Origin of the sequence: Heliobacterium mobile (assembly GCF_009720735.1) — a bacterium.
Lineage (GTDB): Bacteria > Bacillota > Desulfitobacteriia > Heliobacteriales > Heliobacteriaceae > Heliobacterium > Heliobacterium mobile.
The window spans coordinates 1-16,429 of sequence record NZ_WNKU01000039.1 but is presented as its reverse complement, the minus strand read 5'-3'; the positions used below and the strand labels follow the sequence as shown (position 1 = coordinate 16,429).

Genomic DNA, 16,429 nt, shown 5'->3' with positions numbered 1-16,429 from the left:
GCCACGGGTGTTCCTCCCGATATCTACGCATTTCACCGCTACACCGGGAATTCCGCTATCCTCTCCATCTCTCAAGACAACCAGTTTCCAAGGCCATTTCGGAGTTGAGCTCCAAGCTTTCACCTCAGACTTAATTATCCGCCTGCACGCGCTTTACGCCCAGTCATTCCGGACAACGCTTGCCCCCTACGTATTACCGCGGCTGCTGGCACGTAGTTAGCCGGGGCTTCCTCCTCGGGTACCGTCATTCTTCTTCCCCGAAGACAAGGGTTTACAATCCGAAGACCTTCATCCCCCACGCGGCATTGCTCCGTCAGGCTTTCGCCCATTGCGGAAGATTCCCCACTGCTGCCTCCCGTAGGAGTCTGGGCCGTGTCTCAGTCCCAGTGTGGCCGTTCACCCTCTCAGGCCGGCTACCGATCGTCGCCTTGGTAGGCCTTTACCCTACCAACTAGCTAATCGGACGCGGACCCATCCAAGAGCGGATTGCTCCTTTGGTTGTCCGGGGATGTCCCCGAACAACGTTATGCGGTATTAGCAGCCCTTTCGGGCTGTTATCCCCCACTCTCAGGCAGGTTATCCACGCGTTACTCACCCGTCCGCCACTAAGAGCCTCCATCGAAACTTCAGCTCTCCGTTCGACTTGCATGTGTTAGGCATGCCGCCAGCGTTCGTCCTGAGCCAGGATCAAACTCTCCACAAATAATGTAGATAAGCTTGAGTCAAGCTCTCATAAATGAAATCATTGTCCGTCCCGCTTGCGCGGGCCGAATTGATATTGGTTTCGCACGCTTTTGCTTTAACAACTGTTTGATTTTCAAGGACCAGAGGCGTTACGGTTAGTAACTTTAACACATCGCCAATTTCAAGTCAAGCAATACTTTTGCTTGTTTTGCTTTGATTTTTGATGTGTCCGCCGCAACGAGATAAACTATATCACAAATCCAAATCACCATTCAACCGGAAATTTCGGGAGAAACTAGGTAATCTCGCCTTCTACTCGCTTTCAATCTCAATTATCTTGATTTTTCTCCATTCTATACTCTTTCTCCACACTGACTACCCTTTTTCCTTAAGTCTTATAAGACGAACAGGACGATTACTGTTTAAGGTAAATTTCGTAAGGCAAACTTCGAGTTTTTAGCAGTGTGGGGAACGGTATTTGGAGCGATTTCAGCATCAGATTTTCATGAGTGAAACTTACGATGAAAAAATTGATAGAAACATTGTCTTTGTCTTTTAGAAAATGATAGGAAGGGTGAAAAGGTACATCTGTACCTTTTCACCCTTCCTATTAACCACTGTAATAAACGTTCTAATCCTCCCGATGCCGCATCGTCGGGAAGAGAATGACATCCCGGATTGACGGAGAATCGGTGAGCAGCATGACGAGACGATCGATGCCGATCCCTAGGCCGCCTGTGGGGGGCATGCCGTACTCAAGCGCTGTAAGAAAATCTTCGTCCATCATATGAGCTTCCTCATCGCCAGCTTCCCGGAGGGCCAACTGCCGCTCAAAACGCTCGCGCTGATCGATAGGATCGTTCAACTCCGAGAAGGCGTTACCCAGTTCCCGGCGCGTGATAAAGACCTCAAAGCGGTCTGTGAATTTCGGATTTTCAGCATTTCGTTTAGCCAGCGGCGACACTTCCACCGGATGCCCGAAGATGAAGTGAGGTTGCACCAGGTGCTCTTCCACTTTTTCCTCGAAGACCGTATTGATGACATCGCCGCGAGAGTCCGTCGGCTTCACTTCTACGCCGAGATTTTTGGCCGCTTCCCGTGCAGCTTCATCGGTTTCAATCGCATGGAAGTCAACACCGGCATACTTTTTGATGGCGTCGAGCATGTTCAACCGGGGCCACGGCGGTGTCAGATCGATGGGCTCTCCCTGATAGGTGATCTTGGTCGTGCCCAAGACTTTGATTGCCACGTCGGCGACCAGGTTTTCTGTCAGTTCCATCATATCTTTGAAATCAGCATAAGCCTGATAAATCTCGATCATGGTAAATTCGGGATTGTGACGCGTCGAAATCCCTTCGTTCCGGAAAATCCGTCCCAATTCATAAACCCGCTCCAACCCACCAGCGATCAGCCGCTTCAGGTGCAGTTCCAAAGCGATCCGCATGTAGAGCTTCATGTCGAGGGCGTTATGATGGGTGATAAAAGGACGTGCCGTCGCCCCGCCGGCGATGGGATGAAGAACCGGCGTCTCCACTTCTAAGAAATTCTTTTGATCGAGATACTCCCGGACAGCCCGAATGATCTTGCTGCGCAGGATAAAGGTCCGCTTGACTTCCGGGTTGACGATGAGATCAACATAGCGCTGGCGGTAGCGAAGCTCTACGTCTTTTAGGCCGTGCCATTTTTCCGGCAGCGGATGAAGCGACTTCGTCAGCAAGGTAAACTCTTTTAACCAGACGGAGATCTCACCCATGCGCGTTTTAAACACATGGCCTTCCACGCCGTAAATGTCACCAATATCGGCCTTATTGAACAATTCAAAAGCGTCTGGACCGACATCGTCTTTGCGCACATAGATTTGAATCGTTCCGGTGATGTCTTGAAGATTGGCGAAACCGGCTTTTCCTTGATTGCGCTTGGCCATCATCCGCCCGGCAAGACGGACGGTCTGATTCTCGAAGGCCTCAAAATCTTCTTTGATGGCTTCGGCATGGTGTGTCGGCTCATAGCGATCCCCAAAAGGGTTGATGCCTTTTTCCCGAAGCTCTTGCAGTTTATCTAGACGGACTTTGACTAACTCGTTATCGAAATCCATGCTTGTCCCTCCCCGAGAAATCGAAAAAGGGCCAGGTCACCCCTGGCCCCTCCATCAGTCTACGTACGGTGTCTATTGAATGCTGCCGCATAAAATCATAGATGAGTCCGGTGATGCTATGCTTTTTTATTGATGTCGACGATCTCGTATTTAATTTTACCCATGGGCACCTGGATTTCGACGGTGGCACCTTTGGGCTGACCAAGGAGAGCTTTGCCGACAGGGGACTCGTTGGAAATCTTCGATGCGCTCGGATCCGCTTCGGCAGAACCGACGATCGTGTACTCAAACTCAGAGTCATCCTCCAGGTCGCGAAGCAGAACCCGGGAGCCAATCGTAACCTTATCCGTTTCTACAGCTGCATCGTCGATCAGTTTGGCATTGCGCAGCATTTTTTCGAGGGTGATGATGCGGCCTTCCACGAAAGCTTGTTCGTTTTTGGCATCTTCGTACTCGGAGTTTTCACTGATATCGCCGTAATCAATAGCCTGTTTAATTCGTTCGGCCACTTGGCCGCGCTTGAAAGACTTTAAGTACTCCAGTTCCTCTTCGAGTTTCTTCAGTCCTTCTGCAGTCAATATAACTGGTTTTTCTCCCATACGTTCGCTCCCCTACCTCTTATCAATGAAAGATAACTTATGCTATGTGACCGGTTATCGATGTATGCCCCGATACCGTTACATCACGCGGGGTCTTGCACATTCTACGCCAATGGAGCCCGCATGACAACCAATTCTGCTGCAAAACTTAAAAAAATTGGTCGACTGTAGACGTTACACGGAATAAGCACTGCCAAACGGTCGCGAAAGCCTGCGGACCGGGCAGTGCTTGCCTGTTATTCTGCAATCTTTAGTTTAGTATTATATCCCGGTTGCAAAATATTGTCAACATTGCGTTCTTCGCCCACATTCCACTCGGTGACGGCTCGCTGAAAGCCTCGTAGGCCAGCCACGGTGAATCCATGCTTCTGGGCCAAAAGGGAGATCTCCTCCACCCGGTCGAAGAAAAGCTCCCGGCCTAAGGAGAAGCATTCCATCCGTCCCTCTAAGGCGAGGATCATCGTCTCGGCCATACAGGCATAGACCATACCCGGCGGAAAGCCAAAATTAAAGCCAAGGTTGACCTCGCCAGGCACCTTGACGACTCCGCCTTCGATCACCCGTACATCGGGTCGTTCCAAGGCTACCCGATTCGAAACGTCTCGGGGTCGGGCCACATCGCAGACGAGCGCGCCTTGCTTCAGATACTCTGGTTCGATGATCGCATCGGCTGCACTCGATACGGCCACGACCACGTCAGCGTCCCGAAGCGCCTCGACCATGTTTGTGGTCACCTTCACGGCCAGACCTGTTTCGTGAAGAATCCGGTAGGCCAGCCGGTGCAAACGTTCGGGCTTCCGTGCCACCAAGGTCAGATGTTGTGCTTCTCGGGCTAACAGCCGGGAACAAATAGCACCGACGGAACCGGTCGCGCCGACCACCACTACCGACGCTTTGGCCAAATCGCAACCCATCATGGTCGCTTTCCGCCGGGTCGCCTCGAGCGCCGTCGCCACCGTGTAGGAATTGCCCGTCGTCACCGGGACAGGCAGTTCTTTCGCCAGCGACAGCCCGGCATCGCCGACAATAGAGGTAAAGGCGCCTAGCCCGATGATCTGTGCCCCCAAGTCCACCGCTTTCCAACAAGCCCGTTCAATCTGTCGCAAGACCGTCGCCTCTGGAAGGGTCAGCATCTGTCGAGCCGTCAGCGGGCAGGCGATAAAAAAGCCGTCCACCTCTCCATAGGGCGAGCGCACCCCTTGAATATAGGAAGCCCGGATCGGCGGTAGACACCGCGTGACCCCTTCGACAATGGGTTCTGGCAAATAACGAATCCAAGGAAATTTACGGGCTACGTCGGCAACCGTAAGGGGATGGATGATGAACGCAAACCGTCTCATGCCGACCTCCTATGGTCGTCTGCCGAGAATCCAATGACTCCATGCGAGGTTGAAATCCTAACCGGTCGAGCCAGTGATGATAGTCTTCCGGACCAAGCTCCTCGGGCTTTCGACCGGACAAGGCCACTAACAAGCCTTCCATCACGTTCGTGCCAAAAGAGCGTCCATCCAGTTCCGGTGTTGTGGTGATCAGCAGGGAGACACCGCGGGCTTTCAACATTTCCACATCTTCCGCTGTAACCGTATTGGTCAACAGGATTTTTCCCCGCATATCTGCCGGCATATACCGGCGAATGTAATGAAAATCCCCGGCGACGACGTCCGCCTCTTCATAGGCTCGGGAAAACCGGGGACGACAACTTTCTTGCCGCCGGCCGGTCGGATATAACCAGTGAAAGGGTAAAAGACTAACCACTGGAATAATTACGCGCGAAAACTGATTTAATGCCTCCAAACTGCGAAGCGGCAGCGGCAAACCCACACCAAACATCAGGTCGCCGAAGGTCACCCGGCATCCTTGGTTCACAAGACCCTCAGCGAGGCCGTACCGATCGACCGCACAAACCATGAGCACTTTTTGTTCGGGCCGCAGCAACCCCCGAACTGCTAGCGTCTCCACGGTCCGCCGTTCCAGCGTATCTTTCAGACCGCTGCCATCGACAACCGGTGTCACCTTGGCCACCTGCGCCAGTTTTTCCCCATCTCGAAGAACATACTGACGGTGACCGGCGCGAAGATATCGGTCGATTCCGCCCAGACCGATCGCATCGACCCGTCCGTCCAATGCCTCGATGGCCGCCACCGCTCGCCTCATATCGCCGTCGACACCGATTCGTTCAACACAAACCGTCTCGCCCAACAGATTCAGTTCCACTTGATGATTTCGCCGGGACGAACCTAGCGAAACACTGACAACGTGCTTCACCCTACGCCTCCAGATCTTCAGTTCACTCCTGCGCTTGACAATGAGGATAACCAACATCCTCAGAAGGTATGTGTTATCTTTGCCTCGCACTTGCGGCATCTAGGTTTAAATGGTATTTTATACCCAAACAAAAGCTCTTTAGTCATATATTACGGAATGGAGTGACTGCGTTGAGTACGCTGATCGCCTATATAACCAAGCGGGGTACAACAGAATATTGCGCAAAACAACTGGCGGAAAAAGTGGAAGGCCCGGTGGAACTGCTGGACGTACGAAAAAACCCCGTTGGCGCCGACTGGTCTGCCTACGATACAGTCATCCTCGGCGTGCCCATCTACGGCGGAGACATCGAACGGGAATTCAAACAGTTCGTCCGGGAGAACTGGCGCTTTATCCTCTCTAAGCGCTGTTTAGGCCTGTACATATGCGGCCTCTTTGACGGCGAAAAGGGTTTAGCCGAGATCAAAAAAGCATATCCGGAACAGTTGACGAAAAAAGCGCTTGTCGCTGATAACTTCGGCGGCCGGGTGGTCCAAAGCGAACTCGGCTTTATCGAACGGACCGCCTTCCGGATGGTCACTAAGATCAAAGAGGACTATTCCAACCTATCGGAAGAAAAGATCAACGCCTTCGCCGCCCGAATTAACGAGGCCAGAACGGCACCTCCGCAAAAAGCTTCGGTTTCAAAGTAACCCTTTCATCCGGCCAGACTACCTCAAGCAAAAGTCCCAAAAAATCAAAAGAGACCCGATCGGTTCACAAAACCGAGAAGGTCTCTTCTTTTTATTCCCTGGATTGTTCCCTGAATTTTGCACCCCGGATTTTCGTACCCTGAATTTCACCCCTATGATGATCGACTCTGCTCCAGTCTCCCCCGCTCGACCTTTGTGCGTCGTTGCAACAACTGATTCACGACTGTCGCGATAGGCTGCTGCAGCAGGGACATAAACACGATGGGAACGGAAACCCGAAAATCGAAATACCCCGTAGAGAAGACGACCCCTAAGGCGATATTCCGCATCCCGCTAGAGTATGTGAGCGCTATCACATCTTCATTCGAACGGCGAAGCACTTTTCCCGCCACAAAGCCCATCAAATAAGCCACCACAATCGTCGCCGATAAGGCCAGCAGAATGAGCCCCGCTTGAGACCAACCCTGGACTAAGTAATCGTGCATGATGGCCACATTGATGGCCACGACCAAAAAAAGAGCTAATTTCGAAAGCAGACTTAACCCGGCTTGCACCGGCCCTTTCGGATCCCAAAACCGGTACGGATGAAAGATCAGACCCAATATACAAGGGATCACGACCATGATCAGCATGTCCATAACCAGCTTTTCCACTGGGATGGAACCGGACGTATGCAAAACCACATAGCTGAAGGCCGGAAGAATGATTGGACTGAGCAGCGTATCAAGGACGACCAAGGCCAACGAAAAGGAGTTATTCCCCCGGGAGATGTTTGTCCACACCGAAGCCGTCACAGCCACCGGAATCGTCGAACCGATGACCATCCCGATCACCGTCTGCGGGTCCTTCGGAAAAAAGAGCAATCCCATCAAAAAGGCCACCGCCGGAATGAACCCGTGCAGCAACAGCAACGAGGTCAAAAACAGAGCCGGTTCCCGAAAGAGCGTCCGAAACTGAGCCCAAGAACAATTTAAAGCGCCGATGAAGGTCATATAGGCAAACATCCAATAGACCCAGGCCTTCTCGTTGTGCAAACTTGTCCAGTAAAAAAAGCCAAAGACGATCGCGCCGGGTATGAGTAAAAACATCCCTTTTTCCAAGAACCGATTCGCCCGAATGACCCAATCCGATGTCATGGATTCCCTCCGCGGTAACTGCATTTCTCACATTTTTCGTTCATTTGATCTATCGCTCTTTGCACCAACTTGACGGCAAACCGTTCCGAATGGCATTTCAAACTGGATACGATCGCGTACATGAGCACCGCGTTCATCTCACCGTTGTTATTGTCATCCATGAGGGCGATGGCCGCCTCGATCTCTTCTAGGTACCGCTCCCCGATCTCGTTGAGAATATCCTGGGCCAGTTGCTCGACATCGAATGATTTGGTCATACGCCCACCTCCTGTTCATATACCTCCTTTCGACGGGTCACCCTCATTTTCCTTGAAAATGTATCTTAAATTCATCGCCGCAGCAACGATTCCAGCACATCGCCAAAGGGTTGTTCGGCCACTTGTTCCATCACCCGGTCGAGGGATGTTTTCCTGCGCAATGATCCTGTGAGGAGAATCTGCACTTCTTGCTCATTATTGACTAACAAGGATGTCACCACCAGTGAGCGGCTGAGCAAACCAAGAATGACAAGGATCGCCGGGGGTTTTAGTTGACTCAGATTTCGGGTGAGCCAATCGATATCCAATCCAATCGCATTATCAGTACCGTTACCATTCCCCTTACCCTTACCGTTGCCTTTTCCGCCTTTTCCCTTGCCATTCTCACAGTCTTTAACGGCTTCGTTCCCGTTCGACTTGCCCTTTAGATTACATGCTTTTGGCTTGCGGCGCATTCTCTTGTTTCCCTCCGGCGTCACAAGCCTTCACCACCTTGAGAATGCTCACCCAGCGAAAATGGACGTCGCTGGTACTGGCCGCTTTGTTCCTAACCCGACCGCTAATAAAATAAAAATGGCTGTAGTGATAATCAACAATACGTCTCTAGACAAGCTATCGTCATCGCTGCTTCCGCTTCCATTGCCGCTCCTATTACCGCACCCGTTTCCGTTCCCATTCATACGTCCGTACCCCCTCTGGATTTCTCCTTCTCTCTATCTTATGAGTAAACCCGGCATTCGGGTACAAAGGTTCTACGTCCATCCCGGCCTGCCAGCCGATGCGATGAAAAAAGTCGGTGAGCAGACCGTTAAACTCCTCACACCGGCAAAGAGACGTCGGATCGAACGAGTCGGGCACGACCTGCAGTGACGCATCCGGAATGGCCTTGATCAACCGTTTCATCATGCGAATAGCCAACTCTGACTCACCACCGACGATTCCCAAGCAGGGACATTGGATCTGTGCGAGCGATCGAGTAAAGTCGACCTTGCGAATCATCCACCGCGTCTTCACCGCATCGAGACCGCGAATCTTCGGGACCTCGGCCCGGAGCACCTGCTGGGCATCAGGCCAGGGTTCGTAAAAATCCATCAACATCGACGTCAACCAAGGCTTTGGCAGCAAAAACATGGGCGACGCCAGCCAGGTCATCAGCCAAAGGCTCGCTTCTTCCCGATCACGCGGCTTTAGCTCGCTGAAGGTGTCCACTAAAATCAAAGCCCGGCAGAGACGGGGGTAGTTGAGTGCAAAACGCTGGGCGATGACCCCGCCGAAAGAGACGCCGCAGACAGCGGCCTCTTTGATCTTCAAAAACCGCAACAGCGACGCCAAATCCCGGGCATGATCTTCAATGCGAGTCGACCAGGACATCTTCCCAGACCGTCCGGTCCCGCGCACATCATAAGTGATCACCTGATGGCTCTTCTGAAAAGCTGCCACCTGAGGCGCCCACATGCCATGGCTGACAGCGACACCCGGAATGAAGACGACGGCTGGCCCCTCTCCATGGATCTCATAATAAATGTCTGTACCATTAAGTCGTTGAACGGGCATATCATCCCTCTTGTTCATCCAATTCCGATGGCCAATTCATTTCCCTATTCTATTCTCCGCAAAGAAGACTGGACTCATGTAAAAAAGAGGAACAAAAAATCGACCCCGCCAAACTTGGTAGGGTCGTCGTTATTCGTGACGGTGATGACATGACAGGTTTTTACGTTTACACGTTATTTGATAACAGGTTGCTTGATTACGCGTTGTTACTGTACAAGTCGTTTCTTAGTCGTAGTCACCGAACCTGTTATTTCCCGGGATCATTTGTAAAGGCTGGCGGCACGAAGGGCTGGCCTTGGTTTTTATGATGGTAATCCTTGTTCTCAGGCTCTGTCAAATGACAGACGGTACAGTTGCCATTCGCACCGATCGGACCTGCGAAACCTTGGTATGTTTTCGGCTGGTAATTGATCTCACTGTAGCCCAAAGCTTCCGAAGCCGGATAAATCATATGGGGCGAACCGTGGCAAGCAGCACACATCATATCGCCGTTGTCGGATTTATCAAAACGGAACAATTGGTTTTTATCGGTGATCCACTGGTTATAGGAGGTCGTCTTGGTGCTCGCTTTCGTATGGGCATCCGTATGGCAGGAGAGGCAGTCCGGCTGGTTGATCCAGTTCGCCCGTGCCTTTGCCTCAAAGTCTTCCGGCAAATACGGTTTCAATCGCGCCAGCGACTCCTGGGCAGCGGGCAAGTCTTTTTGCTTCATCAATACAGAGGCCGCGTGCTCCGGCAGTGTACCATGGCAGTTCTGGCAGTCCATGCCGAATCCGCGGTGAACGCTGCGTTCGCAATAGACTTGGCCTTTCGCGGAAGAGGGATGGCACATGCCACAGGTCTCGATCGAACCGTTTTGCATGTACTGAGCGTGCTTACCGTGCAGGGCTGCTGACATGGAGAGCACATTCGGTTTACCGGGGGCACCGACATTGTTCGCTTCATGACAGTCGAGGCAGTACTGGGGCCGGCCGGCTTCCGCTTCTGCCAACAAGTTGGTACCTACATTCTTATCGTGGTCAGCCAAAATATCGCGAGCCGTGTCATCGGACAGTCCTACACCGTCCCGTTTGGGCGTGCCGCCATGACAGATATAACAACCTAACTCACCGCTGACCGGGGCTGCCACTTTCGTATCGGCCAACAGCTTGCCCGTGGCGGTTTCAATCGCTTTTACACTAAACATGGGATAGGCGTCAACTTGGCCTTCGTCATTATAAGGGGATACGGGAATGCCGATGGCCATCCAGGCTTTTTTGACTGGATCCAGTTTAAACTGGCCCTGATCAGCCGCTAAGCCTGTTTTACCAGTGTTCTTGGGGATCTCCTTTTTCAGCGTAATCGGGGCGTAGTCCCAAAAGTTAATCGTCTTTGACGGATCTCGGTGGTTCGCCGGCGCTTCATAAGTTAATTCGATGCCTTCCGTCACGATCAATGGCGGGTCACCCCGCTTGATCACTTGGGCCCACAGATCGTTGCCAGGCGTATGGAAGCTAAAATACTTATCGTTGTCACTGGTGCATTTCATACCGATGGACTGCCACGACATGATGACGTAATCACCTAACTGAGTCTTTGCCGCAGTCTCTGCCGGTGAACCGGGCGGTCCGCCCGTCTGCGTGGTCTGGGAACAACCCGCCAGTAAGCCGCCAGCTAAGAGCACACCGGCGACGGCGAAAATCCCTGCTTTGACACTTCGCATTATCCTAGAGGAATGACGAGTTTCTCCGTCCAACCGCTCATCTCCTTTCTCATATACCCCGTTTGTGTAACCGCATCCCTCTCTCACAGTGATTCCCCAGCAATACCCCCTAGCCCTATCCCCACTTGCCCATAAGTGTACTCAAGCTTTCGTCATTTTTCAATAAATTTAGAATATTATCTTTATAACAAACTCTGTTTCCCGCCCCCAAACTCGGACGGGGACATTTCCCTTGCAATTTGACCGAGTTCAGTTATAGTTATCATAGGACTAAATATCCCTTGGATAAGCATTGCACTACCTTTGTTCCACAAAAAATTTTACATAAAGGGGATAGGCATAATGGAACCGATCAAGTCCATCAAGCTGGCGACCCAAAGCCCCTGTCCCGCCTTTGGTGGGCTGCGTATTTTGACGCGGCTGGAAGGATTCCTCCCTATTCTTCTGGGTAACCACGGGTGCTACTACGGGCTCAACTTCCTCTCTCATTTCTACGCAGCACGCAAATCCATCTACGCCCCGATGTTGTACTCCATCGATTTCACGGACCGGAACCTTCATCACAAACTGCTGGAAGCGATTCAGCAGATCATTCGGGAAGAAAAACCCGAATTCATCCCTGTCATCAACCTCTGCGTAGCCACCACCGTCGGCATCGACATCGACGAAATGGCCCGCCAGATCCCGGAGATCATCCCGATCCGCATCACTGGATTCGGTACCCGCAGCCATGCCGAGGCAAAAGACGTGGCCCTCGAAGGGATCTTCAAAAAACTCAAGCAGTTGGGCGATCACAAACTGCGCGAACCCAAAGCGGTAGCCGCCGTCGGTGAAATCTTCCCAGCCGACGCGATCACCTTGGAAAACCTAATGGTAAAATTGGGCCTCAAGTTCCGCGCCCAGGTACCGAGCAAAGACATTAACGACTTCCGCAAAGCCCTCAACGTCTCCACCATCGCCTGCCTCCATCCCTTCTACACGAAGACGATGCGGCAGTTCTCTGAAGTCGGTATTGACCATATTGCCGGAGCCCCGGTGGGGATCGAAAATACATACAACTGGATCAAGGAAATCGCCGCCAAAGCCGGCGCCGACGCTGCTTTGGCCGAAAAAGTGGCCCGCGAAGAACAGGAGGCCGTCCGCCAGGTCGTCAACGGCCCCTTGAACTTAAAAGGCGCCCGCATTCTCGTCGCCGGCTACGAAGGCATCGAACTGCTCGTCGCCCGGTTGCTCATCGAAGCCGGTGCGGACGTGCCGTATGTGTCTACTTCCATTGGCAAATCGGCCCTGACCGAAGCGGATGTGAACTGGCTCTTAGCGCGCGGCATCGAAGTCAAATTCCGCAAATCTGCTGCCGACGATCTCGTCGCTGTGAAAAAGTACAAGCCTGACATCGCCCTCGCCGCGACAGACGTGGCGGCCATGGGAAAAGAACTGGGCAGCGCATCGGTGTACTTCACCAACCTCATTTCCGCCCGACCCCTCTTCTTGGCCCACGGCGCCGAAAACATCCTCGGCCTCATGCACCACCTACTCAAGTCCCGCAATTCCTTAAACCGAGTGCGCGAATTCTTCCAGGACACCGAAATGGCCCGGTCCATTCCTGTGCAGGAAGTGCAGGAATATCTAGGCTGCAGTAGCTGTTCCGCATGCGACGACAGGGAGGCGAACTAAGACATGCAGATGATTCGCGATGTGGACCTCACTAACGGCTATTGGGGCGCCCTCTATGTCCTCGCCCCCATGCGCGGCAACTTCTGTGTCATCATCGACGGCCCCATCGGCTGCCACTACGTGCCGGTCGACTCGGCCTTAAACTATACCGATGCGATTCCCTACCTGCAAAACGTCTATGCCACCCATATCTTAGAGGGGGACGTCGCCCTCGACGGCACCTTGAACAAACTGAAAAAACTCTGCGGTGAACTCATCGACCATTACGATGACATCTTCATCCTCTCCTGCCAGGAGAGCGAGATCATCTCCAGCGAAGGCTCCATGCTGGAAGCGGAAGTGGACGGCCGCCGCATCTGGTACATCCATACCCGTTCCCTAGACAGCGACGACTTCCAGGGCCGTGATGACCTCATGCTCCACCTCTATAAGCATGTGGCCGCGAAGCTCCCCCGGCAGCCGAAAAAAACCTCGGACAAGCCGCTCGTCAACATCATCGGCCCCACCTTTGGCAACTTCAACCACTATGCCGACTTTGCCGAAGTAAAGCGGATCGTTCACGGCATCGGCGCTGAGATCAACGTGGCTTTCCCCTTTGAGTGCGCTCTCCACGACGTCACCCGCCTCGATGATGCCGCCGCCAACATCATCATGTACCAGGAATACGGCCAAAAGCTCGGCGAAGCGATGGGCAAGCCCATGTTCTTCGGCCCCATCGGCCTCGAAGCGACGCAGGAATTTATCGTCGGCCTCGGCGAGGCCCTCGGTCTTCGTCAACAAGCGGAAGCTTTCATCGCCGAAGAAAAACGGACGACGCTGCAAGGTTTCTGGGACGTGTGGCGCTCACCGCACCAGGACATCTTCCGGACAAACACCTTTGGCGTCTACGCCCACAAGACCTATGCTGACGGTCTCAGCCGCTTCCTCCGGGACGAGCTCGGCTTTGAACAGTACATATACGGCGTAAAGACCGATCGCTACCGGTCGAAAAGCGCCATGAATATTGAAGAAGCCCTCTTGGAAAACCCGCCAACCCTCTTTTTCGGCTGTGTCAACGAAAAGATCTACATCACCGAACATATCTTGCCGACCCGCTTTTTACCAGCGGCGACCCCCATGCCGATCGTCTGCCGCTCCACCGGCACTCCCTTCATGGGCTTTGCCGGCGTCGTCTACATCACCCAGATCGTGAGCAACGAACTCTTTGACATCCTCTACAGCCACATCCACATCGAGTACACGCCGGAAAAAGACAAGCGGCGCCGTGATCGGGAAACGGCCCGCAAAGAATGGGAAGATCAGCTCAAAGGCAAGCTCGTCATCACCGAAGTCAAGTGGCCCGAAGAAACCTTGGCCCACATGGAAAAAGTGCTGAAAAAAGTGCCTTTCTTCGTCCGGGTCAGTGCCTCAAAAATGTTGAAGGTGGAAAGCGAAAAGATTGCGAAAGAACAATTCCGCGATTACGTGACGATCGAAGATGTGGACCAGGTCTACAGCCGGTTCAAACGGTAAGAAGCTCGTCGGTGCGCTTGCTGTTTAGAACACCTTCGGAAAGGCAGGTACGCCATTGCTGGGACTTCTCTCGTTGCCAACTTGGTTTGTGCACTTCGCCAGCTTAATCGAATGGGCCATGGCCATCTACTTCATCTATGCGATCGGCCAGAAGTTGAACAACATCTGGCTGAAGCGGATGCCCTGGGTCATGCTTCCCTACATGCTCAGCGGCGTCTGTGCCATCTGGTACCATTTCACCTATGATACGGTCGGCTGGCTCAGCGACGCCCAGAGTTACCTCACCTTTCTGGGCAGCGCCTGTTTCGGCGTCTGGGGGTACTTCTTCCTTCGCTCGGCCAAACCGAAGCTCTTCAAACGGGGAGGAATGACCGAACGTGTCTAGCACTGCTGAAATGGTCATGACCCTCTCCATCGTCCCCTACCTCTACTTCCTCTACTGCCTAAAACAAGTCCACAAGACCAACCCTGACCTAATCCATCCCCGGACCGTATCGGGCTTCATGACCCTACTCGCCTTTGTCGCCTTTACCGCCGTCACGGGGGTCATCGCCACCAAAGTCATGGGGGCTCCCACCTTGGGCCATGTGGACTTTCTCCACGGCATCTCGGAATCGGGGTTGACGATCACCAACGGCATCATCCTGTCAGGCCTGCGGAAGCATCTGAAGCAGTTAGAGGAAAAGGAGAACAGCCGATAGAAATCGAATAGAGCCCGAAATGAAAAACCCGGGCGGCTGAAATAGGCCTCCCGGGTCGTTCGTCGAGTAGGCTATACTTTTAAAACATAGATTAGTACACCTGTATTACATAGGTTGATTGTGGCGCTAAGGAAACTGTGAATAACAGGAGTTGGAAAAATGTCAGAGAAACATTTTTATGCCGTATATGGAAAAGGCGGCAGCGGGAAAAGCTTCGTCATCTCGAACCTCTCCAACGCCACCGCCCGGTTGGGCAAACGGGTCCTGCAAGTCGGTTGCGACCCGAAACACGACTCGACGGTCATTCTCTTTAACGGCGTAAACCCTCCGACCTTATTGGAATACTGGGCTGAACTGCAAGAGCACTCGGACGAAGTCGATCCGACGCCCCGGGTAGAAGACATCATCTTCCGGGGAAAAGGCGTCTACGCCCTCGAAATCGGTGGTCCTGAAGTGGCCATCGGCTGCGGCGGCCGGGGCATCTCTCTCGGCTTTGAACTGCTCGAGCGACTGGGCCTCTACCAATGGGATTTCGACTACGTCTTCTTAGACTTCCTCGGCGACGTCGTCTGCGGCGGCTTCGGGGTTCCCATCAGCAAATCCATCGCCAAATCGATCATCCTCGTGGCCGGCAACGACCACCAGTCCCTCTATGTGGCCAACAACATCTGCTCGGCCGTGGCCTCCTTCGCCAAGCTGGGCGGCAAGTCCCGCATCTTAGGGATGGTCATCAACAAGGATGACGGCAGCGGCTATGCCGAACGGTTCTGCGAAGAAGTCGGCATCAAAGTGCTGGCGAAAATCCCGAACAACCCGGAAGTAGCCAAGCTGAACGCTGCCTTCCAACTGGTCAGCGATATCCCGCCTTATGATCAACTCTTCTCCGACCTGGTCCAGCGCCTGCCTCATGAAGAAGGCATGCTACCGAAGCCGATGGACTTTGATAAGTTCTCGAAGATCTACCGGGATATCCCGCAGGTGACGTTGGAGCGGGTGACGGCGGCGGAGTTGTTTAAGCGGTAGTACTAACGTAATTACTAATTACCGATGTAATCAAGAATGATTCAATGCTATGATTTTATGTAGATATTCGATCCATTCGGCCAAGGATTTTTCTCCTTGGCCTTTTGTTTTACACAAAACCTTAGCCGGGTATATTGTGGAGGGTCATAAAAAAACACATGCTCCTTCGATTGTTAGTTGCCAAAGTGACAGTGTTAACCGCTGGGATTAATTTACCCAGCGGTCTTTTTTCTGTCCGTAGTCACAAAAAATATGTCCACCCATAAAATGGAAATGCAGTTTCGCTACAATCGTTTTGAAAGGGGGAACCTCGTATGGGTGCTGTTGGTGGAGCTGGTTACTTCGGTTTCCCGACGGTAATTGGACTCGTGATTGCCCTTATCGTAATTGGAGCATTTTACCCAGCTATCGTTGGTTTCGGGGCGGTTGGTGATCCTTGAAAACTTCTTAAATTAGAAAGGAGCATTCCTGTAATGAATAAATTGGCGCTTTGAAAATGAAAGCACCCCCTGATAACATACGAGGTGTTCCAAAG

The 16,429-nt window shown here is 52.7% G+C and carries 15 protein-coding genes and 1 rRNA gene; 6 read left to right on the top strand and 10 right to left on the bottom strand.

The window, feature by feature from the left end:
• The 5 genes from GJ688_RS18130 to GJ688_RS18110 form a co-directional block, all read right to left on the bottom strand.
• Positions 1-703 (bottom strand): 16S ribosomal RNA (locus GJ688_RS18130); the annotation flags it as partial.
• 612 nt (positions 704-1,315) lie between these two features.
• A complete protein-coding gene (lysS, locus tag GJ688_RS18125) occupies positions 1,316-2,779 on the bottom strand; it encodes a lysine--tRNA ligase (protein ID WP_155477935.1) in 1,464 nt (487 codons plus the stop codon).
• Between the two features lie 116 nt (positions 2,780-2,895).
• Positions 2,896-3,378 carry a transcription elongation factor GreA gene (gene greA / locus GJ688_RS18120; protein WP_155477934.1) on the bottom strand — a complete coding sequence of 161 codons (483 nt, stop codon included), beginning with the start codon at positions 3,376-3,378 and terminating at the stop codon, positions 2,896-2,898.
• Between the two features lie 236 nt (positions 3,379-3,614).
• On the bottom strand, positions 3,615-4,718 hold the full coding sequence (locus GJ688_RS18115) for an NAD(P)H-binding protein (RefSeq protein ID WP_155477933.1): 1,104 nt from the start codon (positions 4,716-4,718) through the stop codon (positions 3,615-3,617).
• Positions 4,663-5,643 carry a quinate 5-dehydrogenase gene (locus GJ688_RS18110; protein ID WP_170292140.1) on the bottom strand — a complete coding sequence of 327 codons (981 nt, stop codon included), beginning with the start codon at positions 5,641-5,643 and terminating at the stop codon, positions 4,663-4,665. Before GJ688_RS18110 ends, GJ688_RS18115 begins: the two co-directional genes overlap by 56 nt.
• Positions 5,644-5,813: 170 nt before the next feature.
• Between GJ688_RS18110 and GJ688_RS18105 the strand changes: the two genes are divergently transcribed.
• Positions 5,814-6,335 (top strand): flavodoxin domain-containing protein, encoded by a 522-nt coding sequence (locus GJ688_RS18105; protein WP_170292139.1) that lies wholly within the window; start codon positions 5,814-5,816, stop codon positions 6,333-6,335.
• A gap of 152 nt (positions 6,336-6,487) precedes the next feature.
• Here the strand turns inward: GJ688_RS18105 and GJ688_RS18100 are convergent, their stop codons facing one another.
• From GJ688_RS18100 to GJ688_RS18080, 5 genes are all read right to left on the bottom strand, one after another.
• Positions 6,488-7,471, bottom strand: a complete 984-nt coding sequence (locus GJ688_RS18100) for a bile acid:sodium symporter family protein (protein ID WP_170292138.1) — start codon at positions 7,469-7,471, stop codon at positions 6,488-6,490.
• Positions 7,468-7,728, bottom strand: a complete 261-nt coding sequence (locus GJ688_RS18095) for a hypothetical protein (RefSeq protein WP_155477929.1) — start codon at positions 7,726-7,728, stop codon at positions 7,468-7,470. Before GJ688_RS18095 ends, GJ688_RS18100 begins: the two co-directional genes overlap by 4 nt.
• A 71-nt stretch (positions 7,729-7,799) precedes the next feature.
• A complete protein-coding gene (locus GJ688_RS18090; RefSeq protein WP_155477928.1) occupies positions 7,800-8,183 on the bottom strand; it encodes a hypothetical protein in 384 nt (127 codons plus the stop codon).
• 196 nt (positions 8,184-8,379) lie between these two features.
• A complete protein-coding gene (locus tag GJ688_RS18085) occupies positions 8,380-9,282 on the bottom strand; it encodes an alpha/beta fold hydrolase (protein WP_170292137.1) in 903 nt (300 codons plus the stop codon).
• A gap of 247 nt (positions 9,283-9,529) precedes the next feature.
• Positions 9,530-11,017, bottom strand: coding sequence for a hypothetical protein (locus GJ688_RS18080; protein ID WP_170292136.1), 1,488 nt, complete (start codon positions 11,015-11,017; stop codon positions 9,530-9,532).
• Positions 11,018-11,326: 309 nt separating this feature from the next.
• Between GJ688_RS18080 and GJ688_RS18075 the strand changes: the two genes are divergently transcribed.
• From GJ688_RS18075 to GJ688_RS18055, 5 genes are all read left to right on the top strand, one after another.
• The gene (locus GJ688_RS18075) at positions 11,327-12,658 is read left to right on the top strand and encodes a nitrogenase component 1 (RefSeq protein WP_155477925.1); all 1,332 of its coding nucleotides are present in this window, start codon (positions 11,327-11,329) and stop codon (positions 12,656-12,658) included.
• Positions 12,659-12,661: 3 nt separating this feature from the next.
• Positions 12,662-14,170: a nitrogenase component 1 gene (locus GJ688_RS18070; RefSeq protein WP_155477924.1), complete on the top strand. Its 1,509-nt coding sequence runs from the start codon at positions 12,662-12,664 to the stop codon at positions 14,168-14,170.
• A 73-nt stretch (positions 14,171-14,243) separates the two neighbouring features.
• Positions 14,244-14,555, top strand: coding sequence for a DUF2499 domain-containing protein (locus tag GJ688_RS18065; RefSeq protein ID WP_170292135.1), 312 nt, complete (start codon positions 14,244-14,246; stop codon positions 14,553-14,555).
• Entirely contained in the window at positions 14,548-14,871 is a 324-nt protein-coding gene (locus GJ688_RS18060) for a DUF3593 domain-containing protein (RefSeq protein WP_155477922.1), read from the top strand. Before GJ688_RS18065 ends, GJ688_RS18060 begins: the two co-directional genes overlap by 8 nt.
• A 159-nt stretch (positions 14,872-15,030) precedes the next feature.
• Positions 15,031-15,894, top strand: a complete 864-nt coding sequence (locus tag GJ688_RS18055; RefSeq protein WP_155477921.1) for a chlorophyllide a reductase iron protein subunit X — start codon at positions 15,031-15,033, stop codon at positions 15,892-15,894.
• Positions 15,895-16,429 lie beyond the last annotated feature (535 nt).